This window comes from Micromonospora sp. NPDC048839, assembly GCF_040649915.1.
Taxonomy (GTDB): domain Bacteria; phylum Actinomycetota; class Actinomycetes; order Mycobacteriales; family Micromonosporaceae; genus Micromonospora.
On record NZ_JBEZGL010000021.1, the window covers coordinates 35,574 to 60,906 of the forward strand.

Here is a 25,333-nt window from a genome sequence, read left to right on the forward strand (position 1 = left end):
CCAGCCCTCGGCCGGCCGCGCAGCGGTTGCTGAACTTCTGGCATCTTCTGTGAAACCGGCCACGGGGCCGAGGCTGAAATGCCTACGGGATCCGTACGGCGTAGCCTGGGAGCCGTCCAGTCCGTGCTCCTAATCGGGCACGAGGGACACACCGCGTGCCACACAAACCCGCGTGAAAGAGGCGATTACCGGCCGTGTCGACCCAGCAGACTTCGCAGGAGAACCCACTGGCGGGTTTCGGCCCGAATGAGTGGATCGTCGAGGAGATGTACCAGCGGTACCTCGCCGACCCATCGAGCGTCGATTCGGCCTGGCACGACTTCTTCGCCGACTACCGGCCGGCGCCCGGCGCGGCCACGCCACGCGGGGCTGAGGCGTCGGAAAAGCCGACCGCCGCTCCCGAGCCGGACGGGCAGCCGGAGGCAGCCGCCACGGTCAGCCAGCCGAGCGCCACGCCGCCGGCGACCGCGAGCAAGCCGAGCGCCGCGCAGTCGCCCGCCGCGCAGTCGCCCGCCGCCCAGTCGTCCGCCGCCCAGTCGGCGCAGGCCAAGCCCGCTGCCGCGCCGGCCGCGCCCAAGGCCGCCCCGGCGAAGGCGGCCCCGGCCAAGCCGGCCGCCGCGCCGAGCGCCGACGGCCCACAGACCACGCCCCTGCGGGGCGTCGCCGCGAAGATCGTCCAGAACATGGACGCCTCGCTGAGCGTGCCCACCGCGACCAGCGTGCGCGCGGTCCCGGCGAAGCTGCTCGTCGACAACCGCATCGTGATCAACAACCACCTCGCCCGGGGGCGCGGTGGCAAGGTCAGCTTCACCCACCTGGTCGGGTACGCGATGGTCCGGGCGCTGGCCCAGCACCCGGAGATGAACAACTCCTTCGCCGAGGCCAACGGCAAGCCGGCGATGGTCCGCCCCGCCCACGTCAACCTCGGCATCGCGATCGACCTGGCCAAGCCGGACGGCAGCCGCAACCTGGTGGTTCCCTCCATCAAGGGCTGCGAGACGATGGACTTCCGCCAGTTCTGGCAGGCGTACGAGGACGTGGTCCGGCGGGCGCGGCGCAACGAGCTGACCATGGACGACTACAGCGGCACCACGATCTCGCTGACCAACCCGGGCGGCATCGGCACCGTGCACTCGATGCCCCGCCTGATGCAGGGGCAGAGCGCGATCATCGGCGTCGGTGCGATGGAGTACCCGGCCCCCTACCAGGGCATGTCCGAGGCCACCCTGGCCGAGCTGGCCGTCAGCAAGATCATCACGCTGACCAGCACGTACGACCACCGGATCATCCAGGGCGCACAGTCCGGCGAGTTCCTCAAGGTGATGCACGAGCTGATCCTCGGCGAGCACGGCTTCTACGACCAGATCTTCACCTCGCTGCGCATCCCGTACGAGCCGGTGCGCTGGATGCGCGACGTCGCGGTCAACTCCGAGGGCCAGATCAACAAGACCGCCCGGGTGCACGAGCTGATCCACGCGTACCGCGTGCGCGGTCACCTGATGGCCGACACCGACCCGCTGGAATTCAAGATCCGCAAGCACCCCGACCTGGACGTCCTCCAGCACGGGCTCACCCTCTGGGACCTGGACCGCGAGTTCCCGGTCAACGGCTTCGCCGGCCGGCAGCGGATGAAGCTGCGCTCGATCCTCGGCGTGCTGCGCGACTCGTACTGCCGCCGCGTCGGCATCGAGTACATGCACATCCAGGACCCGGAGGAGCGGCGCTGGGTGCAGGAACGGATCGAGCGCAAGTACGAGAAGCCGGCCGCCGACGAGCAGAAGCACGTGCTCAACCGGCTCAACGCCGCCGAGGCGTTCGAGACCTTCCTGCAGACCAAGTACGTGGGCCAGAAGCGCTTCTCCCTGGAGGGCGGCGAGTCGCTGATCCCGCTGCTCGGTGAGGTGCTGGAGTCGTCCGCCGAGAACGGCCTGGACGAGGTCGTCATCGGCATGGCGCACCGGGGTCGGCTCAACGTGCTGGCCAACATCGTCGGCAAGCCGTACGAGAAGATCTTCTCGGAGTTCGAGGGCCACCTGGACCCGCGCTCGACGCAGGGCTCCGGCGACGTGAAATACCACCTGGGCCAGAACGGCAAGTTCACCACCCCGGACGGCGGGCACTCGGTGAAGGTGTCGGTGGTGGCCAACCCGTCGCACCTGGAGGCCGTCGACCCGGTGCTGGAAGGCATCGTCCGCGCCAAGCAGGACCGGATCGACCTCAAGCTGGAGGGCTACACCGTGCTGCCGCTGGCGGTGCACGGTGACGCGGCGTTCGCCGGGCAGGGCGTGGTCGCCGAGACGCTCAACCTGTCGCAGTTGCGCGGCTACCGCACCGGCGGCACCGTGCACGTGGTGGTCAACAACCAGGTCGGCTTCACCACCGCCCCGGAGTACAGCCGGTCCAGCCTCTACAGCACCGACGTGGCCCGGATGATCCAGGCGCCGATCTTCCACGTGAACGGCGACGACCCGGAGGCCGTGGTCCGGGTGGCTCGGCTGGCCTTCGAATACCGGCAGACGTTCAACAAGGACGTCGTGATCGACATGGTCTGCTACCGCCGGCGCGGGCACAACGAGGGCGACGACCCGTCGATGTCCAACCCCCAGATGTACAAGATCATTGACTCGAAGCGCTCGGTGCGCAAGCTCTACACCGAGGAGCTGATCGGTCGCGGCGACATCACCGTGGAAGACGCGGAAGAGCTGCTGCGCGACTACCAGGCGCAGCTGGAGAAGGTCTTCAAGGCCACCCGGGACGCCGCCTCGGCGCCCCGCCAGCTCAACCGGCCGCGTCGCGAGGAGGAGCCGGAGCCGCAGGTCGACACCGCAACCGACGCGTCGGTCGTGAAGGCGATCGGCGAGGCGCACATCAACCTCCCCGAGGGCTTCACTCCGCACAAGCGGATCCAGCAACTGCTGGACCGGCGGGCCAAGATGTCCGTCGAGGGCAACATCGACTGGGGCTTCGGCGAGATCATCGCGCTCGGGGCGCTGCTGCACGACGGGGTCACCGTCCGGCTCGCCGGGCAGGATTCGCGTCGCGGCACGTTCGTCCAGCGGCACGCCTCGGTGGTCGACTCCCGCACCGGCGACGACTACCTGCCGCTGAAGTCGCTCACCGGCGACGGCGAGCGCTCCCGGTTCTTCGTGCACGACTCGCTGCTCAGCGAGTACGCGGCGATGGGCTTCGAGTACGGCTACTCGGTGGAGAACATCAACGCCCTGGTCGCCTGGGAAGCCCAGTTCGGCGACTTCGTCAACGGCGCCCAGTCGGTGATCGACGAGTTCATCTCGTCCGGCGAGGTGAAGTGGGGTCAGCGCTCCGCCGTCACCCTGCTGCTCCCCCACGGCCACGAGGGCCAGGGCCCGGACCACACCTCCGGTCGGCCGGAGCGGTTCCTGCAGATGTGCGCCGAGGACAACATGCGGGTGTCCATCCCGACCACCCCGGCGAACTACTTCCACCTGCTGCGCCGCCAGGCCCTGTCGCCCAAGCGCAAGCCACTTGTGGTGTTCACGCCGAAGTCGCTGCTGCGGCACAAGCTCTGCGTCTCCTCGGTGGAGGACTTCACCACCGGCACCTTCCAGCCGGTGCTGCGCGACACGGCGGCACCGGCCCCGGAGTCGGTGAAGCGGGTGCTGCTCTGCTCCGGCAAGGTCTACTACGACCTGTTCCAGGCCCGGCAGGAGCGCGGCGTCACCGACACCGCGATCCTCCGGATCGAGCAGCTGTACCCGCTGCCGGTGGAGGAGATCCGGGCCGCCCTCGCGCAGTTCCCGAACGCGGAGGACTTCGCCTGGGTGCAGGAGGAGCCAGCCAACCAGGGCGCCTGGTCGTTCGTCGCGCTCAACCTGCTGGAGCACCTCACGGACGTCCGGCTGCGGCGGATCTCCCGCCCGGCCGCGGCTGCCCCGGCGGTCGGCTCGGCCAAGACCCACGAGGTCGAGCAGAACGCGCTGATCGAGGCGGCTCTCCCCCGCCCGTGACCTGACCGCACCACGCGAGCCGGGGCAGGGCCGTTACCCACGGTCCTGCCCCGGCTCGCGTCGGTCCACGGACCCATCGACCCACCCGCCCATCCGCCCGGCCCGCGCCGGGCCGAGCACGAGGACGTACCCGATGTACTTCACCGACCGTGGCATCGAGGAGCTGGTCGAGCGCCGGGGCGCCGAGCAGGTGACCCTGGAGTGGCTGGGCGAGCGCCTGCGCGACTTCGTCGACCTCAACCCCGACTTCGAAACCCCCATCGAGCGCCTGGCAACGTACCTGGCCCGCCTGGACGACCCCGACGACGAAGACGCCTGACAGTCCCGCCCGCACGTCGTGACCCTCCGGCCAGGACGGGCTTGACGCTGCTGGCGCGGGGTCGGCACCGCTGCGTCGTCTCCTTTGCTCTGCTTCAACGGACGCAACGGCGAGCGTCCGATATCCGGACATCGGCTGTTGCGCGGGTTGAAGCAGAGCAAAGGAGGACCTGGACACCTCGCCGACCGGCCGACGACACGCCCAATCCCGGGGTCGCCTTCTCGGCCCACCAGGCTCGTCACACTCACGATCTTCTAGGGTTGGCGTGTGGCTCGCAGTGTGTATCTGACCAGCGTTGGTTCGGGCGGGGGCAAGTCGACGATCGCTCTCGGACTGGCGGAGTTGCTGTCCCGCCAGGTGGGTCGGATCGGCGTGTTCCGGCCGTTGGTCGCCGACACCGGTCCGGATCCGATCCTCGCCCTGCTCAGTGAGCGTTACCGGGTCGAGCTGCCGCTGTCGGAGCTGGCCGGGGCGACCTACACCCAGGCGGCGGCGCTGGTCGCCGACGGTCGACGTGAGCAACTGATCTCCACGGTTGTCGAGCGGTACCGGGCAGTGGAGCGGCAGTGCCCCGCCGTGGTCGTGGTGGGCAGCGACTTCGACGACCCGGGCGATCCGGCCCATCCTCGCGAGCTGGCCTTCAACGCCCGGCTGGCCACCGAGTTCGGCAGCGTGGTGGTGCCGGTGGTGGACGGCCTCGGGCAGGAGCCGGCGGCGGTCGCGTCCGCGGTGCGCGGGGCGTACCACGATCTGACCGACCTGGGCGCGACGGTGCTCGCGGTGATCGCCAACCGGGTGACCGAGCCGATGACGCTGCCCGACCTGCCGGTCCCCGCGTACGCCATCCCGGAGGTGCCGAGCGTGTCGGCGCCGACGGTGGCCGAGGTGGCGGCGGCGCTCGGTGCCACCCTGCTGGCCGGGGACGACGCCGCGCTCAGCCGGGACGTGCTGGACTTCGTGGTCGGCGCGGCGCACGTGCCGACCCTGCTGGACCACCTCACCGAAGGCGCCCTGGTGATCACCCCCGGGGACCGGGCCGACCTGCTCGTGGCCGCGAGTGCCGCGCACGTGGCCGGCCAGGCGTCGGTGGCCGGGCTGGTGCTCACGCTCGGCGAGCAGCCGGACCCCCGGGTGATGCGGTTGGTCCAGGGGCTGAACACCGGGTTGGCGGTGCTGTCGGTGGCCAGCGACAGCTACGACACGGTGGCCGCGTCCAGCCGGATCGAGGGTCGGCCCAGCACGGCCAACCCGCGCAAGGTGGAGGCCGCGCTGGGCGCGTTCGAGCGCTGCGTGGACACCGACGACCTGGCTCGCCGGCTGCGGGTCAGCCGGTCGACGCGGGTCACCCCGCTGATGTTCGAGAACGAGCTGATCGACCGGGCCCGCTCGAAGCCCCGGCACCTCGTGCTGCCGGAGGGCACCGACGAGCGGATCCTGCGCGCGGCGGAGATCCTGCTACGCCGGGGCGTGGCCGAGCTGACGCTGCTCGGCCGACCTGACGACATCGTCCGGCGGACCCGTGAGCTGGGCATCGACCTCGGTGACGCGAGCGTGGTGGACCCGGTCACCAGTGAATGGCGCGACGACTTCGCCACCGAGTACGCGCGGCTGCGCGCCCACCGGGGCGTCACCGCCGAACTGGCGCACGACATCGTGGCGCAGCCCAACTACTTCGGCACGCTGATGGTGTCGACCGGACGGGCCGACGGCATGGTCTCCGGCGCCACGCACACCACCGCCGCGACCATCCGACCGGCCTTCGAGATCATCCGTACGCTGCCGGACGTCTCGGTGGCCTCCAGCGTCTTCTTCATGCTGCTCGCCGACCGGGTGCTCGTCTACGGCGACTGCGCGGTCAACCGCGACCCGGACGCCGCGCAGCTCGCCGACATCGCGATCTCGTCGGCCGACACCGCCGCCCGGTTCGGGATCGAACCACGGGTGGCCATGCTGTCGTACTCCACCGGCAGCTCCGGCGCGGGCGCGGACGTGGAGAAGGTCGCCACGGCCACCGCCCTGGTCCGGGAGCGCCGGCCCGACCTGCTGGTCGAGGGACCCATCCAGTACGACGCGGCGATCGACCCGGCGGTGGCGGCGACGAAGTTGCCGGGCAGCGCGGTCGCCGGCCAGGCCACCGTATTCATCTTTCCGGACCTGAACACGGGCAACAACACGTACAAGGCGGTGCAGCGCTCGGCCGGGGCGGTCGCCGTCGGCCCGGTCATGCAGGGTCTGCGCCGGCCGGTGAACGACCTGTCCCGCGGCGCGACCGTGCCGGACATCGTCAACACGGTGGCGATCACCGCCATCCAGGCGGCCACCGAGGAGGCCTCATGAGTCGGGTGCTGGTGCTCAACTGCGGGTCGTCGTCGGTGAAGTGGCGCCTCTACGACGGGGACCGGGTGCTCGACCACGGCACCGTCGAACGGATCGGTGAGCCCGGTGGTGGCCCGGCGGACCACGCCAGCGCGGTCCGGCAGATCCTGGACGGACTCGACCTGGGCGGGCTGGAGGCGGTCGGGCACCGGGTGGTGCACGGTGGCCGGACGTTCAGTGCGCCGGTGCTCGTCGACGACACGGTCCTGGCCGCGATCAAGGACCTGGTGCCGCTCGCCCCGCTGCACAATCCGGCCAACCTGGCCGGCATCGAGGTGGCCCGCGCGGCGCTCCCGGACGTCCCGCAGGTCGCCGTCTTCGACACCGCGTTCCACCACACCCTGCCGGAGGCCGCCGCGACGTACGCGATCGACCGGGACACCGCCGAGCGGTACGACATCCGCCGGTACGGCTTCCACGGCACCTCGCACGCGTACGTGTCCCGGCGTACCGCCGAACTGCTCGGCCGCCCGTACGACCAGGTCAACACGATCACCCTGCACCTGGGCAACGGGGCCAGCGCCTGCGCGGTGGCCAACGGTCGCAGCGTCGCCACCTCGATGGGCATGTCCCCGTTGCAGGGGCTGGTGATGGGCACCCGCAGCGGCGACCTCGACCCCACGGTGATCTTCCACCTGCGCCGGGAGGCCGGGCTGTCGGTCGACGAGATCGACGACCTGCTCAACCACCGCAGCGGGCTGCTCGGGCTGACCGGCGCCAACGACATGCGCGAGGTGCTTGCGCGCCGGGCGGCTGGGGACCGGGCTGCGGCGCTGGCCTTCGACGTGTACTGCCGGCGGATCACCGAGTACGTCGGGGCTTACTACGCGCTGCTCGGCCACGTCGACGCGATCGCCTTCACCGCCGGGGTCGGCGAGCACGCCGCGCCCGTCCGGGCAGCCGCGCTGGCCGGCCTGGACCGGCTCGGTATCGCCGTCGACGATGCGCGCAACGACGGCGCGGGCGACCGCGTCATCTCACCCGACGGCACCGAGGTGAGCGTCTGTGTCATCCGCACCGACGAGGAACGGGAGATCGCCCGGCAGACCCGGGACGTGGTCGGGGCGGCCTGACGCCACGCAGGCGCGCACCCCCGGGAATCCCGAGGGTGCGCGCGAGTCGGTGCGACTCGATCAGCCGGTCGCCAGCCAGGCGACGAGTGCCACCAGCACCACGACGACCACTGCCGCACCGATGATGAGCGGCAGGCGGGAAGGGGCCTCCGTCGGTGCCGCAGCCTCCGGCGTCTGGTTGAAGGCGCGGAACGCCTCGGTGTTGCCGCTGGGGTCCGTGTAGTTCTCAGGCATGTCGGTGACCCTAGCGAAGCTGGTCAGGCGGCACCGTCCCCGGCCCAGTGATCCTGCCGACCCAGGTACGGTCCTTCGCGGGACGAGCTTGCGCTCCGGCAGTTGTCCACCATCGCCGAGGTGGTCGAGGTGGCCGGATCGGCAGGGGTTCCGGTGTGTGCCGGAGCGGCCCCGCCGTCCGAAGGACGCGGACGACCTGACTCGACTGCGGGCCGAGCCTCGTCGAGCAGGTCCTCGTACACCCCGACCTTGAAGCTGATCAGATCCAGGCTCTGGGTGAGCTGGCCGATCTGGTCCGTGACGCGCACGTGGTGCGCACGCATGAGCGCGAGTCGTTCCTCCTCGTTGCCCGCGCCCTCGCGAACCAGTTCGGTGTAGCGGCGCAGCGCCGGCAGCGGCATGCCGGAGGCGCGGAGAATGACGCAGACGGTCAGCCAGTCCACGTCGTCCTGGGTGTAGACGCGACGCCCGGTGGAGCCACGGCGTACCGGGCTGACGAAAATCCCCTGCTGCTCGTAGAAGCGGAGCGCGTGCACGCTCAAGCCGGTGCGTTCGGCGACCTGTCCGATACTCAGACCCGCGGTGACCTCAGCCATGCCGAGCAGGGTAACGGGGGTTGACCTAGAGCCGACTCCAGCTCCTACGGTGCCAGGTGATCACCACTGAACCAGCTAGGAGAGCATCGGCATGCGCTATCGCACCCTCGGCGGCACCGGCATCGAGGTCAGCACCCACTGCCTCGGGACCATGATGTTCGGTGCCGTCGGCAATCCCGACCACGACGACTGCGTCCGCATCGTCCACACCGCCCTCGACCAGGGCATCAACGTCGTCGACACGGCCGACATGTACGGCCAGGGCGAGTCCGAACAGATCGTGGGCAGGGCGCTGCGCGGGCGCCGCGACGACGTCGTGCTGGCCACCAAGGTGCACTTCCCGATGGGTGAGGGCCCGAACCAGGGTGGCAACTCGCGGCGGTGGATCCTCAAGGCGGTCGAGGGGAGCCTCCGGCGGTTGGACACCGACTGGATCGACCTCTACCAGATCCACCGTCCCGACCCCTCGACCGACATCGAGGAGACGCTCTCGGTGCTCACCGACCTCGTCCGCGAGGGCAAGATCCGAGCGTTCGGCTGCTCGACGTTCCCCGCCGAGGAGATCGTCGAGGCGCACCAGGTCTCCGAGCGCCGCGGCCTCGGACGCCTGCGCACCGAGCAACCGCCGTACTCGATCCTGGCCCGTGGCGTCGAGGCCTCGACCCTGCCGGTCTGCCAGCGCTACGGCATGGGGGTGCTGGTCTGGAGCCCGCTCGCCTTCGGATTTCTCAGCGGGAAGTACCGCAGGGACCAGCCCGTCGACCTGTCGACCGGGCGGGCCGCACTGCGGCCGGCGCAGTTCGATCCCACGATCGCCGAGAACGCCGCAAAACTCGACGCCGTCGAGCAGCTCGTCGACCTCGCGGCGAGCATCGGCTGCACGCTTCCACAGCTCGCCATCGCCTTCACCGTGGCCCATCCGGCCGTCACCTCGGCGATCATCGGACCGCGCACCATGCCGCAACTGGAAGATCTGCTCAAGGGCGCCACGCTCACCCTCGACGACGCGACCCTCGACCGGATCGACGAGATCGTGCCGCCCGGCACGAACCGGTACAACCCCAATGCCGCCTTCCCACTGCGCGCGCTGACGGACATCGCCCGTCGGCGTCGTCCTCTCGCGGACCGTGCCGCGGCCTGAGTGGGCCCGTCTCCGAGGGCACAGCCCCGGGTGACCGGAAGGACACAACGCGTCAATGCCCGCCGGGCACCCCAGCCGGTCGGGGCACAATCGGGTTCATGTCGCGTCGCGTCACTCCCGCACTGCTGGCCAGCGCCGTACTGATGGCCGGTCTGGCCGGCTGCTCAGCGGACACCCGTCCGAGCCAGAGCGGTCCGGTTCCGCCGGTCGAGCCGAAGGCCGCCGCCACGCCGACACCACAGGTTCCCGCCGGAAAGGCCCCGCGGCGCGCCTTCGCGGTCGGCGTACGCCAACTGAAGCTGAACCGGGACGGCCGAGCGCTGCCGACGACGCTCTGGTACCCGGCGGCCGGGCAGTCCGGCGGCGCGGCCAGGCGGTCGGCGGCGGCGGCCGAGGGCCGGTTTCCGGTGGTGATGTTCAGCCACGGGCTGGGTGGGCGGCCGGACGACTACGCCACGCTGCTGACCCGGTGGGCGGCGGCGGGTTTCGTGGTGGCCGCGCCGACCTTCCCGCACACCTCCTCCGGCGGCGACAAGAACATCCTCGACGTGCTCAACCAGCCGGCGGACGTCTCGTACGCGTTGGACCAGGTGCTCGCGCTGGACGGCAAGGCCGGCGACGCGTTGCGGGGCCGGTTGGACGGCGAACGGGTGGCCGCGGCCGGGCACTCGGCCGGCGGGGTGACCACGATCGGGCTGTTCACCGCCAACCGGGACGAGCGGCTGGACGCGGGCGTGGTGTTCGCGGGCACCGCGCTCGGCGTGGGCACCGCGTTCGCCGGCGCGGCCGCGCCGCAACTGTTCGTGCACGGTGAGCTGGACGAGGTGGTCGAGTACGCGGCGGGCAAGGCCGCGTACGACAAGGTGCCCTGGCCCAAGGCGATGCTGAGCCTGCCCAAGGGTGACCACGGGCGGGCGCTGCTCAGCGACGGCGCGACGCTGCGTGTCGTCTCGGACACGTCCGTCGAGTTTCTGCGCTGGTCGCTCTACGGTGACGCCGACGCCAGGAAGCGCATCCCGACCGATGCGACCCGCGGCGACGTCGCCACCTTCGACGACCACCTCTGAGCGGGCGGGCCGCGCCGCGCGGGCCGCGCGGGGCGGTCGCGGCCGGGCGAAGATCCGCGCAACATCAGGGATGCTGCTGCCTCGGCGCGGCCGGAGGCAGCAGTTTCCCCGATGTTGCGCGGATCATGAACGCGTCAGGCGGTGTGGTCGATGACGATCTTGCCGAAGGCGTCCCCGGAGTGCAGCCGGGCGAAGGCGTCCTCGACCCGGGCGAACGGGACCACGCTGTCCACCACCGGGCGCACCTCGTTGTCCGAGCAGAATGCCAGCAGCTCGTACAGCTCACCCGGCGTGCCCATCGAGGTGCCCAGGATCTCCAACTGCATCGCGAAGAGCCGGCGCAGGTTGACCGCCGGCTCGTGCCCGGCGGTCGCGCCGGAGACCACGATCCGGGCCATCGGCGCGGCCGACTTCAGCGAGTGGTCGAAGGTGGCCGCGCCGACCGTCTCGATCACCACGTCGACGCGTTCCGGCAGCCGGGCACCGGGTTCCACGGCGGTGGCGCCGAGAGCCGAGATCCGGTCCCGCTTGCCGGCGTCGCGGCTGGTCGCGTACACCCGCTTGCCCATCGCGACGGCGAGCGCGACGGCCGCGGTGGCGACGCCGCCGCCCGCGCCCTGGACCAACACGCTGTCGGCGTCCGCGACGCGGCCCTTGGTGGTCAGCATCCGCCACGCGGTCAGCCAGGCCGTGGGCAGGCACGCCGCGTCGGTCGCCGCCATGCCGTCGGGCAGCGGGATCAGGTTCGATCGGGGTACGGCGACCCGCTCGGCGAGGGTCCCGGCGAAGTGCTCGGAGAGGATGGAGACCCCGCGCGGGTCACCAGGAGTGACCACCACCGGGTACACGACCACCGGGCGGCCCTCCGGGTCCAACCCGACCGCGTCGCAGCCGAGGATCATCGGCAGCTGTGCCTCGGCGAGCCCCACCCCACGCAGCGACCAGAGGTCGTGGTGGTTGAGCGAGGTGGCTTGCACCTGCACGGTCACCCAGTCGTCGGCCGGGTGGGTCGGCTCGGGCCGCTCACCGACGGTGAGCGCGGCGAGCGGGTCGGCGTCATTGAAGCGGGAGGCAAAGGCGGCACGCATGATCGGCACGGTAACAAGCTGAGCGCCCGTTAAGAAGGCGCGCGGCGCATGCTGCGCCGGCAACGCCCCGGCCCAGGCCAGCGCGGCCGACACACAGGGCCAGCGCGGCCGACACACAGGGCCAGCGCATGCTGCGCAGGAGCGCACCGGCGCCTGTGCGGGCCGCGCAGACCCTAGCGGCGGGCGACGCCGTCGCGGCGGGCCGCCTCGGCGACCGCCTCCGCGACGGCCGGCGCGACGCGTGGGTCGAGCGGCGACGGGACGATCGCGTCGGCGGTCAGCGACTCGGCCACCACGCCGGCGATGGCGTCCGCGGCGGCGACCTTCATCGCCTCGGTGATCCGGGTCGCGCCGGCATCCAACGCCCCGCGGAACACCCCGGGGAAGGCCAGCACGTTGTTGATCTGGTTGGGGTAGTCACTGCGCCCGGTGGCGACCACCGCGACGTGCCGGGCGGCGACCTCGGGGTGCACCTCGGGGGTCGGGTTGGCCAGCGCGAACACGATCCCGCCGGGTGCCATCCGCGCCACCGCGGCCTCGGGGATCTGGCCGCCGGAAACCCCGATCAGCACGTCGGCGTCGCGCAGCGCCTCGGTGATGTCGCCGTGTCGGCCGTCCGCGTTCGTGGTAGCCGCCAACTCGGCCTTGGTGCCGGTCAGCTCGGTGCGGTGCCGGCCGATGATGCCCTTGGAGTCGCAGACGACCACCTGGTCGGGGTTGACGCCCCCGGCGATCAGCATCTTCGTCACGGCCACCCCGGCCGCACCCGCACCGCTCACCGCGACCCGCAGGTCGCCGAGCTTGCGGTCGAGCAGGGTGGCGGCGTTGCGCAGTGCGGCCAGCACCACGATCGCGGTGCCGTGCTGGTCGTCGTGGAAGACCGGAATGTCCAGCGCCTCGTCGAGCCGGCGCTCGATCTCGAAGCAGCGCGGGGCGCTGATGTCCTCCAGGTTGATCCCGCCGAACGAGGGGGCCAGCGCCCGGACCACGGCGACGATCTCGTCCGCGTCCTGCGTGTCCAGGCAGACCGGGACGGCGTCCACCCCACCGAACTGCTTGAACAACACCGCCTTGCCCTCCATCACCGGCAGCGCGGCACGTGGGCCGATGTTGCCGAGCCCCAGCACCGCCGAGCCGTCGGTGACCACCGCGACGGTGTGCGACACCCAGGTGTAGTCGTCCACCAGGGCCGGGTCGGCGGCGATCGCCTCACACACCCGGGCCACCCCCGGGGTGTACGCCAGGGAGAGGTCCTCCCGGCTGGTCAGCGGCACGGTCGAGGTGACGGCCATCTTGCCGCCCCGGTGCAGCAGGAAGACGGGATCAGCGGGGTCCACGGTGGACGAAGACATGGCGGTGACTCCAGGATCTGTCGAACAGATGTGAGGCGGCCGGGCCTGGCCGCGAGGTGGGCGGCGAGCGGTGGCACGCGTACGGGGGGTCACCCGGTCACTTCGAGCATAGTGTCGACGCCCACACCGGGATGTGAGCGGGGTCATAACCGCCGGCGATGTACCCGACCGGGGCGCGGCCAGTATCGGACCAGCACCCGCCCCCGTACGTCGGCGATCCCGTACGCCCGGGAGTCGTCGGTGACCAGTTCGTTGTCGCCGCGCAGCCACCAGCCGCCGTCCTGTTGCCGGACCGCCCGCTTCACCACCAGCAGGTCGGGACGAGTGCGGAAGACCGCGACCACCACGTCCCCGGGTCGGATCCGGCGGTCGCCGGGGCGGACCAGCACCGAGTCGCCGTGCCGCAGCGTCGGTGCCATGGACGGGCCGACCACCAGGACGGCGGTCAACGGCCCGCGCAACCGGGCCACCTCAGGCGGGTGATCGGTGCCCACTGGTTTCACCTCCGTCCGTTCGGAAAGCATCCCCCAGGAGTAATGTCGCCTTTGATCATCGCAAACTTCCCATGGAGGATCCTGATGCGATTTCCGCGCATCCTCGCGCCCCGCGTCACCGCGAGCGCACACTGCGACCTGCCGTGTGGTGTCTACGATCCGGCTCAGGCTCGGATCGAGGCCGAATCGGTCAAAATGATCTGCGAGAAGTACCAGGCGAACACCGACCCGGAGTTCCGCACCCGCGCCATCATCATCAAGGAGCAGCGCGCCGAGTTGGTCAAGCACCACCTCTGGGTGCTGTGGACCGACTACTTCAAGCCCCCGCACTTCGAGAAGTACCCGAACCTGCACAGCCTGTTCAACGAGGCCACCAAGCTCGCCGGCGCCGGTGGCGTCAAGGGCAGCCTCGACCCGGCCACCGCCGACAAGCTCCTCTCGAAGATCGACGAGATCTCGAAGATCTTCTGGGAGACCAAGAAGGCGTGACCGCACCGGTCATCCTGACGATCCGGCCGGCACGTCCCGAGGACGTGCCGGCCGTCGTCGCAATGGTGCACGAGCTGGCGGAGTACGAACGGGCCGCCGACCAGTGCCACCTCACCGCCGAGCAGCTGACCTCGGCCCTGTTTCCGGCTGCTCCAGCCAGCGGCGCGGCCACGGACGCGTCCAGCCCCGCGCCGGCCCCGGCGCTCTTCGGGCACGTCGCGGTGGACGAGCAGGACGAGCCGATCGGCTTCGCGCTGTGGTTCCTCAACTTCTCCACCTGGGCCGGTGTGCACGGCATCTACCTGGAGGATCTCTACGTTCGGCCGACCGCCCGGGGGTCCGGTGCGGGTCGGCTGCTGCTCGCCGCCCTGGCCGAGATCTGCGTACGACGCGGGTACCGGCGACTGGAGTGGTGGATGATCGACTGGAACCCGGCCGCCGGGTTCTACGCCTCGATCGGCGCGGAGCAGATGAGCGAATGGGTTCCCTATCGGCTCAGTGGCGACGCGCTGCGCGAGCTGGCGGACCATGCCGCCACCGCTGGCACGCGCACGGGCGACCGACCGGGTAGAGTCCCCGACCGGGGGGATGAGGCGTGACTCAACTGACTGGCCAGCCAGCGACCGACGACGACGTGGTGCACCTCACGGTGCCCGCCGACGGCGGTTACCTTGGCGTGCTCCGCACCGCCACCGCCGGTCTCGCGGCCCGGTTGCAGTTCGCGCTGGACGAGATCGAGGATCTGCGGATCGCGGTCGACGAGGCGTGCGCCATGCTGCTCGCCATCGCCACCCGTGACGCCGAGTTGGAGTGCCGCTTCGCGGTCACCGAGGACGCGTTGACCGTCGAGGTGACCGTGCCGACCGTGCGTGGCGCCACGCTGCCGGCCGAGTCGTCCTTCGCCTGGAAGGTGCTCACCGCGTTGACGACGTCGGCGTCCGCCACGGCCGTCGACGGTCGGGCCACGATCGCGCTGCTCACGCGCCGCTCCGGCGGCTACTGACCGGCGCGGCGCGCCAGGTCGGTCACGCCACGCCCAGTGCCCGGGTCGTCGGGGGGCTGACCAGCAGCCAGGTCACGCCCAGGCCGAGCGCCATCAGCGGCACGCCCAGCCAGCCCAACCCGCCCTGGATCATGAACCATCCAATCGGCAGCAGCATCAGCTGAAGCACGATCGCCGGCGCGCGGGCGCCCGCCTTGCGGCGCGACAGTGCCCGGCCCAGCGCCCAGAGCGCGACCGCGGCCCCGACGGCGAACGCGGTCACCAGCAACGCCGACGCCAGATCGGTGGTGGTGGCCGTGAGGTCGGCCCAGATCAGCCATGCCGCGATCAGCCCGACGGCGGCCGCCTCCGCCCAGAGCAGCCGGACCGCCCAGCGGAGCGTGACGGGAGCCGAGTCGATGGTCACGCGCGCCACGATACCCGGGCTACCGAGAGGTACAGTGCCGCCCATGCACGCCGTCCTGGTGGTCAATCCGAAGGCCACCACCACCAGCGAACGCAGCCGGGACGTGCTCGTCCGGGCGCTGCGCAGCGAAGTCGACCTCAGCGTGCGCTACACCCGGCGGCGCGGACACGCGATGGCGCTGGCCCGGGAGGCCGCGGCCGAGGGCGTCGACCTGGTCGTCACCCTGGGTGGCGACGGCACCGTGAACGAGGTGGTGAACGGCCTCATGACGGCCGACCCGCCGCCCCGCGCCGACGACGCACCGATGGCCGAGCGGTTGCCCGCGCTGGCGACCGTGCCGGGCGGGTCGACAAACGTGTTCGCCCGCGCGCTGGGCCTGCCCCGGGAGTGGCCGGAGGCGACCAGCATGATCCTCGAAGGGTTGCGCCTGGGCCGGAGCCGGACGGTGGGGCTGGGCCTCGCCGACGACCGCTACTTCACCTTCTGCGCGGGGTTCGGCCTGGACGCCGCGGTCATCCACCGGGTGGAGCAGGCCCGGCGCAAGGGTCGGGTGTCCACGCCGACGCTCTATCTGCGCTCGATCATGAATCAGTACTTCTTCGCCTCGGACCGGCGGCATCCGGCGATCGTGCTGGAGCGTCCGGGCGAGCCGTCCGAGGCCGAGCTGGCCACGGTCATCATCCAGAACACGGCACCGTGGACGTACCTGGGCGACCGGGAGGTCAACCCGAACCCGGCGGCGTCGTTCGACCTCGGGCTGGATGTGCTGGCACTACGTCAGCTCCGGGTGGCTAGCACAACACGTACAGTGACTCAGTTCCTGTCCCGGCAACCGGATCCACACGGCCGGCAGGTGTTACGACTCCATGACACGGCGGAGTTCACGCTGGTCTCCAGCCGTCCGCAGGCGTTTCAGCTCGACGGCGACTATCTCGGCGAGCGGGAGAAAGTCAGATTCACCTCCGTTCCGGCCGCACTGAGAGTAATCTGCTAGGTCTCGGGTACTGCCCTTGGTCGACACGGTGGCCACAACCGATCGACTTGGTCGCCGCCACACCGAGGGGCAGGTGCCGGAAATGTCAGCAATGTCACGCGGACTGTACTATATTGATCCTCGACTGTGGCACGGCGGGTAATCGGGAAAGCCCCGAAAACCGGACAAAGGGGCTGTGGGCTTGCTCACCGCCCGGAGTTTTTCCGAGCGTCACCCTTGACATCACGACTGTTCGTGAAAGTATTCACAAGCGGACTTGAGTTACCGGGACATTGCCTGGATATGCTCGTCAGGTTGAGCTGTTCCAGCAGGTCCCCGGCGCTGAACGCCTGCTCACGCACTGCCGAATGGACGGACGCTAACCGTCACCATCGGCACTGCGGATGCATATAGGAAAAGCACGACCAAGCAATTGTTCGCCACCCATCCAGAATGAGGAGTGTTGCCGCCATGGACTGGCGTCACCATAGTGTCTGCCGCGACGAGGACCCAGAGCTGTTCTTCCCGATCGGGACGTCTGGACCGGCTCTGCTGCAGGTCGAGCAGGCCAAGGCCGTCTGCAGGCGCTGCTCCGTGACCGACCAGTGCCTGCAGTGGGCACTCGAGTCGGGTCAGGACGCCGGCGTCTGGGGCGGAATGAGCGAAGAGGAGCGGCGGGCCGTCAAGCGGCGCGGCGGCCTCCGCGTGCTGCGCGCTCACTCCGCCTGATCCCAACGACACCGCTGTACGCCCCGGTGGGTCCGCCCACCGGGGCGTTCCGCTGTCCGCCCCAACCTCAGCCGGCCGGTGCCACGACGTGGCCGGACGACGGGTCATCGACCCGGCGCAGCACCACCTCGACCAGCTCCGGCGCGTCGGTCAACGGGGCGGACACCGCCACCGCGCCGGCCGCCCGAGCCGCCTCGGTCACCGCGTCGTGGAACAGGCCCGGCGCCAGGAAGTACGCGGACACCGCCACCCGCCGTGCGCCGGCCGCCCGCAGTCGGGACACCGCCACACCGGCCGCCGGTGGCGCCGCCGAGGCGTACGCCACCCGACAGGGCACCCCGAACTCCGCACCGAGCGCCTCCGCGGCCTGACCCACCGACCGGCGGGCGCGCGCGTCCCGGGTGCCCGCAGCAGCCAACACCAGCGCGTCGAAGCGGCCCGGCCGCACCTCGGTGAGCCGTCGACGCAGCCCGGCCAGCAGCCCCGGGTCGACGGTGCCGTCCGCCGGGCCGAGCACGTCGGTCACCCGCACCGCCAGTGGCCGGTCGGCCCGCACCGCCGCGCCGACCGCTGCCGGGATGTCCACCCGATGGTGGTACGCGGCGGTCAGCAGCAGAGGCACCAGCACCGCCCGTTGGTGACCGGCCGCCGCCAGGCCACGCAGCACCTCGGTCGGCCCCGGCTCGGTGTGGTCCAGCCAACTCGCCCAGACCTGTGTCCCGGGCCGGGCCGCCGACACGGCTCGGGCGAGTGCCCGGGTGGCGTCGGCCGCTCGTGGATCCCGGCTGCCGTGGGCGACGAGCACCACCGGGGCCACCCCGCCGGCCACGTCCGGGCCGGTCGGGGTGGTCGCTGGCGAGGTCAGACGTGCAGCCCGCACTCGGTCTTCTCGAACATGGCCCACCGGCCGGCCCGCGCGTCCTCGCCGGCCTTCGTCCGGCGGGTGCACGGCCAGCAGCCGATCGACCCGTAACCCTGCTTGAACAGCTCGTTCACCGGCACGTTGAAGCGGGCGATGTAGGCGTCCACATCCTTCTGCGACCAGGCCGCGATCGGGTTGACCTTGACCCTGCCGCGCCGCGCGTCGAACGTCACCACAGGCGTGTTGGCCCGGGTCGGCGACTCGTCCCGGCGCAGGCCCGCGGCCCAGGCGTCGTACCCGGACAGCGCCCGCTCCAGCGGCTCCACCTTGCGCAGCTGGCAGCAGTCGTCCGGTGACTTGTTGAACAGCCGGGGGCCGTACTGGCCATCCTGCTGGCCGACCGTGAGGCGCGGCCGGATCGACCGGACGTTCACCGGAAGCGTGCGGGCCACCTCGTCGCGCACCCGCAGCGTCTCGGGGAAGTGCAGGCCGGTGTCGAGGAAGACCACGTCCACGCCCGGGGCCACCCGGGACACCAGGTGCGCCAACACGGCGTCGGCCATCGAGCTGGTGACGCAGAACCGGTCGCCGAAGGTCTGCGCGGCCCAGCGGGCGATCTCCAGCGCCGGGGCGCCTTCCAGGTCCTGGGCCGCCTGCTCGGCGAGGACGCGCAGCTCGGCGGGGTCGCGTCGGGCCGGGTCGGCCGACGTCGAGGCGCCCGGACCGACCAGGCGCAGGTTCGCTGCGGAGACGAGGCTCATTCGTGCTGGCCCTTCGTTCGCGACTGCGGGGCTCGCAAGCTCACTCCTCGCGCTCATCGGGTCACCGCCCGGGAGAGCAGGCCGGTGAACTTCACCGAGAAGACCCGGGTGCAGGCGTGGCACTCCCAGGCGCCGTGCCCCGCCTCGTGCGGCCGCAGGTCCTCCTCGCCGCAGTACGGGCAGTACAGAGGTGCCGCTCGGTTCTCGCTGCTCACCGCAGTGCCTCCTCGTCGACTCTGATCACCCAGTTGGCGAACGTCTCGCCCTCGCTCCGACCGGCCAGGTAGCGACGGGCCAGCCGTTCCACGTACTCCGGAAGCTCCTCGGCGGTGGTCTTCAGGCCGCGCAGCTTGCGGCCGAAACCGGCCGTCTGCCCCTGGGCCATGCCCAGTCCGCCGCCCAGGTGCACCTGGAAGCCCTCGACCTGCCGGCCGTCCGGGCCGACCACCAGCTGGCCCTTGAGCCCGATGTCGGCCACCTGCGTGCGGGCGCAGGCGTTCGGGCAGCCGTTGATGTGGATCGAGATGTCCGCGTCGAAGTCACGCAGCCGCTGCTCCAACCGGGCCACCAACTCCTCGCCGCGGGCCTTCGTCTCGACGATGGCGAGCTTGCAGTACTCGATGCCGGTGCACGCCATCGTGCCGCGCCGCCAGGCCGACGGCCGGGCCTCCAGGCCAATGCCACGCAGCGCGTCGACAAGCGACTCCGTCCGCTCCGACGGCACGTCGAGCACCAGCAGCTTCTGGTACGGGGTGAGCCGCACCCGGTCGCTGCCGTGCGCCTCGACCACGTCGGCCAGTTGGGCGAGCTGCCCGCCGGAGACCCGCCCGACCACCGGCGCGGCGCCCACGTAGTGCCGCCCGTCGGCCTGCTCGTGCACGCCCACGTGGTCGACCGGCTTCGACGGCAGGGTCGGCGCCGGGCCGTCGAGCAGCGTACGACCGAGGTAGTCCTTTTCCAGGACCTCGCGGAAACGCTCCACACCCCAGTCGGCCACCAGGAACTTCAGCCGGGCCCGGTTGCGCAGCCGCCGGTAGCCGTAGTCGCGGAAGATCCCCACCACCCCGGCCCACACGTCCGGGATCTCGGCCATCGGCACCCAGACGCCGAGCCGCTGGGCCAGCATCGGGTTGGTGGAGAGACCGCCGCCGACCCAGACATCGAAGCCGGGGCCGTACTCGGGGTGGTCGACACCGAGGAAGGCGATGTCGTTCGACTCGTACGGGGTGTCGACCAGCCAGGAGATCGACGTCTTGAACTTGCGGGGCAGGTTGGAGAACTGCTTGTCGCCGACGTACCGGGCGACGATCTCGTCGATCGCCGGGGTCGGGTCGAGCACCTCGTCCCGGGCCACCCCGGCGACCGGGCTGCCCAGCACGATCCGAGGACAGTCGCCGCACGCCTCGGTCGTCTGCAGGCCGACCGACTCCAGCCGACGCCAGATCTCCGGCATGTCCTCGACCCGGATCCAGTGGTACTGGATGTTCTGCCGGTCGGTGATGTCCGCGGTGTCCCGGGCGAACTCCCGGGAGATGTCCGCGATCACCCGCAACTGGGCCAGGCTGAGCTGGCCGCCGTCGATGCGGACCCGCAGCATGAAGAACTCGTCCTCCAGCTCGTGCGGCTCCAGCACGGCGGTGCGCCCGCCGTCGATGCCCGCCTTGCGCTGGGTGTAGAGGCCCCACCAGCGGAAGCGGCCCCGCAGATCCTGCGGATCGATGGAGGCGAACCCGCGGTGCGCGTAGATGGTCTCGATGCGGGCCCGGACGTTGAGCGGGTCGTCGTCCTTCTTGATCCGCTCGTTGGGGTTGAGCGGCTCACGGTGGCCGAGCGCCCACTGACCCTCACCCCGTGGCCGGCGCGGCGCTCGGGTCGGGCGAGCCGTCGGGTCCTCGGAACGGGCCGGGATGCTGCTGACCGCCATCGCGGCGTCCTCCGTTGTCTGCTGTGCCTCGGGGTACGCGGGGCGCGGCGGCCGGCCCGGCGAAGCGGGCGGGACAACGGTGTCTTCAGACAGCCGGCGCGGAGCGCGCCCGAGACAGATTGATCGGGCGTCGTCAGTAGGCCGGACAGATCGCGCTGCGCACGCGGCCGTAATCGACGTGGCGACGTGCCACGAAGCGGCGGACGACTGCGGCGGTCATGCGCACCATGCTGCCACACCCCGAGGGGGCCGGCCAATGTCCACGTGCTGGATCCCACATCACGGGCGGCGGGCTAGTCGACCAGCTGGTCACCGAGGACGGTTCGCGCGTACCGCACCACCCGGCCCTCCCGTACGCCGACGATCAGGCCGTTGTCCCGCAGCGTGGTGAGGTGGTGCGACGCCGTCGCCGGCGCGAGCCCCAACATCGCGGCCAGCTCACCGGTGCTCAGTGGCGCGTCGAGCAGGGACAGCGCCGCCGCCCGCGTACCGCCGAGCAGGGCGCCGAGCGCCGCGCTGGGCGGCGGCGAGGCCCACAGCCCGCCGAGCCCTGCCGGCGGATAGCAGAGGGCGGGTCCGGCGTCCCCCTCCAGGATCGCGTGCACCGTCGGTCCGGAGAACGAGGTGGGCAGCAACGTCCACGGGCGGTCGTCCAGACCGGCCGGACGGGACGTGCCGACGGCGACCCGCAGTGCCGCGCCGTCCCAGCGGATCAACGGGTGCAGCTCGCGGAGCAGGGTGCGCCCACCCCGCTCGGCGGCGAGCAGGGTGCGCCGCCGGGCCCAGTTGGCGGTGGCGTGGGTGTTGCACCGACCGACCGTGGCCAGCGCGATCGTCGGGGCGTCCCGACCCGGGCAGCTCGCCGAGACGGCCGGCGCGGCGGCGGTCCGGCTGGACGACGAGCTGATGGAGCGGATCGATGCCGTGCTCGGCGACCTTGTCGAGCGTGATCCGGCGAAGACAGCCCGGCCGAACGACGTGATGCCCGCCTGGCGTCCACCGCCTGCGGCCGGCTGACACCACGAACGGCGAGACCGTGGCAGGCTCGGACCGTGGGCAGATTGTCCGAGTCGACCAACGCGGCGTGGGACCACCTGCGCCGCGTACCGGTCTGGCTCACCCCGGCACTGCTGACCCTGGTGGTGACCCTGACCGGGCTGGGTTCCGCCCAGCTCTGGCGCGACGAACTGGCGACCTGGAGCGCGGCCAGCCGGTCGCCCGAGGACCTGGCCCGGTTGGCCGGCACCATCGACGCCGCCACCGGGCCGTACTACCTGCTGATGCACGGCTGGACCGCGATCGTCGGCGACTCCACGGTCGCCCTGCGCTTGCCGGCCGTGCTGGCGATGACCGTGGCGGCCGGGTTGCTCGCCGTGCTCGGCGCGCGGCTGGTCGACCGGCGCACCGGCCTGTTCGCCGGGCTGCTGTTCGCGGTCCTCCCCGGCACGTCCCGCTACGGGCAGGAGGCCCGCCCGTACGCGTTGGCCACCATGCTCGCGGTGCTCGCCACCCTGCTGCTGGTGGCCGCACTGCGCCGGCCGAGCTGGACCCGCTGGGCCGGGTACGCCGCCGTCGCCGCCGCTCTCGGGCTCATCCACCTGATCGCGCTCACCCTGCTCGCCGCGCACGGGCTGGTCGTCCTGCTCGCCTGGTGGCGCGGCCCGGCCACGGCCGGCGTCGTCAGCCGGGACGAGCACGACGCTGCGCGGGACCGGCGGGTGTGGCGCTGGGTGGTCGCCGTGGTGCCGGCCGCGCTGCTTGTCGCCCCCCTGCTGCTCAAGGCCCGCGCACAGCGGTCCCGGCAGCTCAACTGGGTTCACCTGGTCCGCCTGGACGACCTGACCGCTCTGCCTGGCGGGGTGGCACAGAGCAGCGTGGTGGGTGGACTGCTGGTCGGGGTCGCCGCGCTGGGCGCGGCCCGGCTCGGGCGTCGCGCCCTGCTGCCGGTGAGCGCGGTGCTGCTGCCCGTGCTGCTGCTCTTCGCCGCCGGCGAGGTCGTACCGCTGTGGGTGCCCCGGTACCTGGTCTTCGTGGTGCCCTTCGCCTGTCTGCTGGCGGGCGCGGCGGTGGCCGCGGTGGCGGTGCCCGCCGCGCTCGCCGTGGTGGTCCTGGCCGGGTTGCTCGGCCTTCCCGACCAGGCGGCGTTGCGGCGCACCCACGAGTGGCCGCGCAGCGCGCCGGTGGACTACGCGGGCGCGGCGCGCGTGATCGCCGACGGTCAGCGGCCGGGCGACGCGATCGTCTACTCGCCCCGGCAGAGCTGGCTCTTCCTCGACCTCGGCATCGAGTACCACCTCGACGACCCACCCCGGGACGTCCTGGTCACCGAGGACGAGGTCCGCCGGGGCGACCTGTGGGCGGCCGAGTGCCCCCAGCCGGCGCAGTGCCTGGCCGGTACGACACGGGTGTGGCTGGTGCTCTCCGGTCGGCAGGCCGAGCCGTTGGCCGCCGTGACCGGCGCCAAGGGTGACGCGCTACGCGCGGACTTCACCGTCGCCCAGGTCTGGCCGCGCCCCGGCCTGACCGTCGCCCTGCTGACCAGCCGCCCCGCCCGCTGATCCGCTGACGCCCACGCCGCCCGGCGCCGCAGGTCGACCGGCAGACCGCTCGAAGCAATGGCCGGTCAACGCCAACTCTCGGACCGACACCACTCTGCCGAGCGGTATACCTGTGGGTCATAAATATGACTCACAGGTATACCGCTCGAGATGACAGGGGCGCTCGGACACGACCCCTCGCCAGCGGCGGACGTGAGCGGCACCGCCACCACGTCCCCGTCGAACGCAAGCCGCGCGGTGCCACCGCAACGCGCACCCTTACCGGGCCAGCCGACGTCCGCAGACACGACTGTCCCGGCGCGGCGGTCAGGCCTGTGAGCGGCCGTCAGGGGCGTTGCGGGCCAGCGGGACGACGAGCACGGCCTCGGTGCCGCCGGTGGCGCCGGCCCGCAACTCGATGGTGCCGCGCAGCTCCCCGGTGACCAGGGCACGGACGATCTGGAGGCCGAGCCGGCTGGCTCGCTCCGCGTCGAAGTCCGGCGGCAGCCCGCGCCCGTTGTCGGTCACGGAGACGTGCAGCATCTTGCGGAACCGGTGCGCCGAGACCACCACCTCGGGTCGCAGCGACGGGTCGACCTCGGGAGCGGCGACCGGCACCATGCCCGAGGCGGCAGTCGCGCGGGGCTCGTCCGTCTCGTCGGCCGGCGGGAAGCCGTGCTCGACGGCGTTGAGCAGCAACTCGTTGAGGACCATCACCAGCGACGTGGCGATCTCCGCCGGCAGCACGCCGAAGCTGCCCCGTCGACGCATGCCGACGCTCACCTCGGTCGCCGCGACCTCGGTCGCCGCGCTGGCCACCCGGTCGACGATGCCGTCGAACTCGACCGCCTCGTCGCTGGACATGGAGAGCGTCTCGTGCACCAGGGCGATCGAGGCGACCCGGCGGACCGATTCCTCCAGCGCGACGCGCGCCTCCGGCATGGACACCCGGCGGGCCTGCAACCGCAGCAGCGCGGCAACGGTCTGGAGGTTGTTCTTCACCCGGTGGTGGATCTCGCGGATCGTGGCGTCCTTGGTGATCAGCGCCCGATCGCGGCGGCGGACCTCGGTGATGTCCCGCACCAGCACGAGCGCGCCGATCGGCACCCCGGCGGGCATCAGCGGCAGCGCCCGGGTGAGCATCGTGGCGCCGCGGGCGTCGATCTCCCGGCGGGGCGGCGCCTCACCGCGCAGCGCGGCCAGGATGCCGTTCGAGGCCTCGGTGCCGTCCAGCGGGTCGCCGGCCAGCCGGCGGTGCAGCGCGGCCAGGTCCTCGCCCACCAGGTGCGAGGCGTAGCCCAGCCGCCGGTACGCGGACTGCGCGTTCGGGCTGGCGTAGGTGACCTTGCCGCCGGCGTCGAGCCGGACCAGGCCGTCGCCGACCCGGGGCGCGGAGGTGGTCTCGCCCGGGTGCCGCGGTGGCGGGAAGGTGCCGTCCGCGATCATCTGCGCCAGGTCGTCGGCCGTGGTCAGGTAGTTGAGCTCCAGTTGGCTCGGGGTGCGCGCGGTGGAGAGGTTGGTGTCCCGCCCCACCACGGCGATCACCTCGCCGGCCTCCCCCTCGGCGGTCCGCAGCCGGACCGGGATCGCCTCGTGCCGGGCCGGCACGTCGCCGTACCAGACCGGGTCGCCCTCGCGCCAGATCCGGCCCTGGGAGTACGCCACCCCCAGGTGGGCCACCTCCGGCCCGCCGACGATCCGCCCCACCTGGTCATCCTGGTACGCGGTGGGCGCGGTGGTCGGGCGGACCTGGGCGACGCACAGGAACGTGCCGTCGGCGTCGACCGGCACCCAGAGCAGCAGGTCAGCGAAGGAGAGATCGGAGAGCAGTTGCCAGTCGCCGGCGATGCGGTGCAGGTGGTCGATGTCGGCCGGACGGAGATGGGTGTGCTCCTCGGCGAGGTCGCGCAGCGTGGACACGGT

Annotated in this window: 25 protein-coding genes; 13 read left to right on the top strand and 12 right to left on the bottom strand. The window is 71.7% G+C overall.

The genetic code is table 11. The features are described from left to right. Nucleotides 1-194 precede the first annotated feature (194 nt). The 4 genes from AB0C25_RS29820 to AB0C25_RS29835 all read left to right on the top strand — a co-directional run bounded on the left by AB0C25_RS29820 (nucleotide 195) and on the right by AB0C25_RS29835 (nucleotide 7,754). Entirely contained in the window at nucleotides 195-3,986 is a 3,792-nt protein-coding gene (locus AB0C25_RS29820; protein ID WP_357377451.1) for a multifunctional oxoglutarate decarboxylase/oxoglutarate dehydrogenase thiamine pyrophosphate-binding subunit/dihydrolipoyllysine-residue succinyltransferase subunit, read from the top strand. Nucleotides 3,987-4,119: 133 nt separating this feature from the next. Further along, nucleotides 4,120-4,305 carry a DUF6104 family protein gene (locus AB0C25_RS29825; protein ID WP_357377453.1) on the top strand — a complete coding sequence of 62 codons (186 nt, stop codon included), beginning with the start codon at nucleotides 4,120-4,122 and terminating at the stop codon, nucleotides 4,303-4,305. Between the two features lie 267 nt (nucleotides 4,306-4,572). Then, nucleotides 4,573-6,642 (top strand): phosphate acetyltransferase, encoded by a 2,070-nt coding sequence (gene pta, locus AB0C25_RS29830; RefSeq protein ID WP_357377455.1) that lies wholly within the window; start codon nucleotides 4,573-4,575, stop codon nucleotides 6,640-6,642. Further along, entirely contained in the window at nucleotides 6,639-7,754 is a 1,116-nt protein-coding gene (locus tag AB0C25_RS29835) for an acetate kinase (RefSeq protein ID WP_357377457.1), read from the top strand. Before pta ends, AB0C25_RS29835 begins: the two co-directional genes overlap by 4 nt. A gap of 60 nt (nucleotides 7,755-7,814) precedes the next feature. On the opposite strand, the gene AB0C25_RS29840 is transcribed toward AB0C25_RS29835, so the two are convergent. Together AB0C25_RS29840 and AB0C25_RS29845 are read right to left on the bottom strand one after the other, a co-directional pair. Beyond that, the gene (locus AB0C25_RS29840; protein ID WP_238677859.1) at nucleotides 7,815-7,988 is read right to left on the bottom strand and encodes a hypothetical protein; all 174 of its coding nucleotides are present in this window, start codon (nucleotides 7,986-7,988) and stop codon (nucleotides 7,815-7,817) included. A 23-nt stretch (nucleotides 7,989-8,011) separates the two neighbouring features. Continuing rightward, complete coding sequence (locus tag AB0C25_RS29845) at nucleotides 8,012-8,584, bottom strand: MerR family transcriptional regulator (RefSeq protein ID WP_357377460.1); 573 nt, start codon at nucleotides 8,582-8,584, stop codon at nucleotides 8,012-8,014. 91 nt (nucleotides 8,585-8,675) lie between these two features. Between AB0C25_RS29845 and AB0C25_RS29850 the strand changes: the two genes are divergently transcribed. After that, nucleotides 8,676-9,725, top strand: a complete 1,050-nt coding sequence (locus AB0C25_RS29850; protein ID WP_357377462.1) for an aldo/keto reductase — start codon at nucleotides 8,676-8,678, stop codon at nucleotides 9,723-9,725. 98 nt (nucleotides 9,726-9,823) lie between these two features. Then, nucleotides 9,824-10,792, top strand: a complete 969-nt coding sequence (locus AB0C25_RS29855) for a chlorophyllase (RefSeq protein ID WP_357377464.1) — start codon at nucleotides 9,824-9,826, stop codon at nucleotides 10,790-10,792. Nucleotides 10,793-10,926: 134 nt separating this feature from the next. On the opposite strand, the gene AB0C25_RS29860 is transcribed toward AB0C25_RS29855, so the two are convergent. From AB0C25_RS29860 to AB0C25_RS29870, 3 genes are all read right to left on the bottom strand, one after another. Further along, the gene (locus AB0C25_RS29860) at nucleotides 10,927-11,889 is read right to left on the bottom strand and encodes a zinc-binding dehydrogenase (RefSeq protein WP_357377466.1); all 963 of its coding nucleotides are present in this window, start codon (nucleotides 11,887-11,889) and stop codon (nucleotides 10,927-10,929) included. Between the two features lie 164 nt (nucleotides 11,890-12,053). Continuing rightward, nucleotides 12,054-13,232, bottom strand: coding sequence for an NADP-dependent malic enzyme (locus tag AB0C25_RS29865; protein ID WP_357377468.1), 1,179 nt, complete (start codon nucleotides 13,230-13,232; stop codon nucleotides 12,054-12,056). A 143-nt stretch (nucleotides 13,233-13,375) separates the two neighbouring features. Then, on the bottom strand, nucleotides 13,376-13,726 hold the full coding sequence (locus tag AB0C25_RS29870; protein ID WP_357377470.1) for a S24 family peptidase: 351 nt from the start codon (nucleotides 13,724-13,726) through the stop codon (nucleotides 13,376-13,378). Between the two features lie 84 nt (nucleotides 13,727-13,810). On the opposite strand from AB0C25_RS29870, the gene sodN reads away from it, so the two are divergent. Genes sodN through AB0C25_RS29885 form a run of 3 tightly spaced genes read left to right on the top strand, consistent with a single transcriptional unit; the run spans nucleotide 13,811 to nucleotide 15,218 of the window. Beyond that, a complete protein-coding gene (gene sodN / locus AB0C25_RS29875; RefSeq protein ID WP_357377472.1) occupies nucleotides 13,811-14,215 on the top strand; it encodes a superoxide dismutase, Ni in 405 nt (134 codons plus the stop codon). Further along, nucleotides 14,212-14,814, top strand: a complete 603-nt coding sequence (locus AB0C25_RS29880) for a GNAT family N-acetyltransferase (RefSeq protein WP_357377474.1) — start codon at nucleotides 14,212-14,214, stop codon at nucleotides 14,812-14,814. The genes sodN and AB0C25_RS29880 overlap by 4 nt, the downstream gene beginning before the upstream one ends. After that, on the top strand, nucleotides 14,811-15,218 hold the full coding sequence (locus AB0C25_RS29885; RefSeq protein WP_355031264.1) for an ATP-binding protein: 408 nt from the start codon (nucleotides 14,811-14,813) through the stop codon (nucleotides 15,216-15,218). The genes AB0C25_RS29880 and AB0C25_RS29885 overlap by 4 nt, the downstream gene beginning before the upstream one ends. A 22-nt stretch (nucleotides 15,219-15,240) precedes the next feature. On the opposite strand, the gene AB0C25_RS29890 is transcribed toward AB0C25_RS29885, so the two are convergent. Next, the gene (locus tag AB0C25_RS29890) at nucleotides 15,241-15,669 is read right to left on the bottom strand and encodes a hypothetical protein (RefSeq protein WP_357377476.1); all 429 of its coding nucleotides are present in this window, start codon (nucleotides 15,667-15,669) and stop codon (nucleotides 15,241-15,243) included. Between AB0C25_RS29890 and AB0C25_RS29895 the strand changes: the two genes are divergently transcribed. Beyond that, nucleotides 15,668-16,618, top strand: a complete 951-nt coding sequence (locus AB0C25_RS29895) for a diacylglycerol kinase family protein (RefSeq protein WP_357377478.1) — start codon at nucleotides 15,668-15,670, stop codon at nucleotides 16,616-16,618. The two genes, AB0C25_RS29890 and AB0C25_RS29895, sit on opposite strands and share 2 nt — an antisense overlap. 450 nt (nucleotides 16,619-17,068) lie before the next feature. After that, on the top strand, nucleotides 17,069-17,326 hold the full coding sequence (locus AB0C25_RS29900; protein ID WP_088950012.1) for a WhiB family transcriptional regulator: 258 nt from the start codon (nucleotides 17,069-17,071) through the stop codon (nucleotides 17,324-17,326). A 67-nt stretch (nucleotides 17,327-17,393) separates the two neighbouring features. Here AB0C25_RS29900 and AB0C25_RS29905 read toward each other — a convergent pair whose 3' ends face one another. From AB0C25_RS29905 to AB0C25_RS29925, 5 genes are all read right to left on the bottom strand, one after another. Continuing rightward, entirely contained in the window at nucleotides 17,394-18,134 is a 741-nt protein-coding gene (locus tag AB0C25_RS29905; protein WP_357377607.1) for a CbiX/SirB N-terminal domain-containing protein, read from the bottom strand. Nucleotides 18,135-18,187: 53 nt separating this feature from the next. Continuing rightward, nucleotides 18,188-18,949 (bottom strand): phosphoadenylyl-sulfate reductase, encoded by a 762-nt coding sequence (locus AB0C25_RS29910; protein ID WP_357377480.1) that lies wholly within the window; start codon nucleotides 18,947-18,949, stop codon nucleotides 18,188-18,190. A 53-nt stretch (nucleotides 18,950-19,002) separates the two neighbouring features. After that, nucleotides 19,003-19,164: a hypothetical protein gene (locus tag AB0C25_RS29915; RefSeq protein WP_167393614.1), complete on the bottom strand. Its 162-nt coding sequence runs from the start codon at nucleotides 19,162-19,164 to the stop codon at nucleotides 19,003-19,005. After that, nucleotides 19,161-20,873, bottom strand: coding sequence for a nitrite/sulfite reductase (locus AB0C25_RS29920; protein ID WP_357377482.1), 1,713 nt, complete (start codon nucleotides 20,871-20,873; stop codon nucleotides 19,161-19,163). The genes AB0C25_RS29915 and AB0C25_RS29920 overlap by 4 nt, the downstream gene beginning before the upstream one ends. A 293-nt stretch (nucleotides 20,874-21,166) precedes the next feature. Beyond that, entirely contained in the window at nucleotides 21,167-21,589 is a 423-nt protein-coding gene (locus AB0C25_RS29925) for a helix-turn-helix domain-containing protein (protein ID WP_357377484.1), read from the bottom strand. Nucleotides 21,590-21,611: 22 nt separating this feature from the next. Between AB0C25_RS29925 and AB0C25_RS29930 the strand changes: the two genes are divergently transcribed. Next, nucleotides 21,612-21,890 (top strand): aldo/keto reductase, encoded by a 279-nt coding sequence (locus AB0C25_RS29930; RefSeq protein WP_357377486.1) that lies wholly within the window; start codon nucleotides 21,612-21,614, stop codon nucleotides 21,888-21,890. Nucleotides 21,891-21,925: 35 nt separating this feature from the next. Then, on the top strand, nucleotides 21,926-23,431 hold the full coding sequence (locus AB0C25_RS29935; protein ID WP_357377488.1) for a glycosyltransferase family 39 protein: 1,506 nt from the start codon (nucleotides 21,926-21,928) through the stop codon (nucleotides 23,429-23,431). A 306-nt stretch (nucleotides 23,432-23,737) separates the two neighbouring features. On the opposite strand, the gene AB0C25_RS29940 is transcribed toward AB0C25_RS29935, so the two are convergent. Then, on the bottom strand, nucleotides 23,738-25,330 hold the full coding sequence (locus tag AB0C25_RS29940; RefSeq protein ID WP_357377490.1) for a histidine kinase N-terminal domain-containing protein: 1,593 nt from the start codon (nucleotides 25,328-25,330) through the stop codon (nucleotides 23,738-23,740). Between the last annotated feature and the right edge of the window lie 3 nt (nucleotides 25,331-25,333).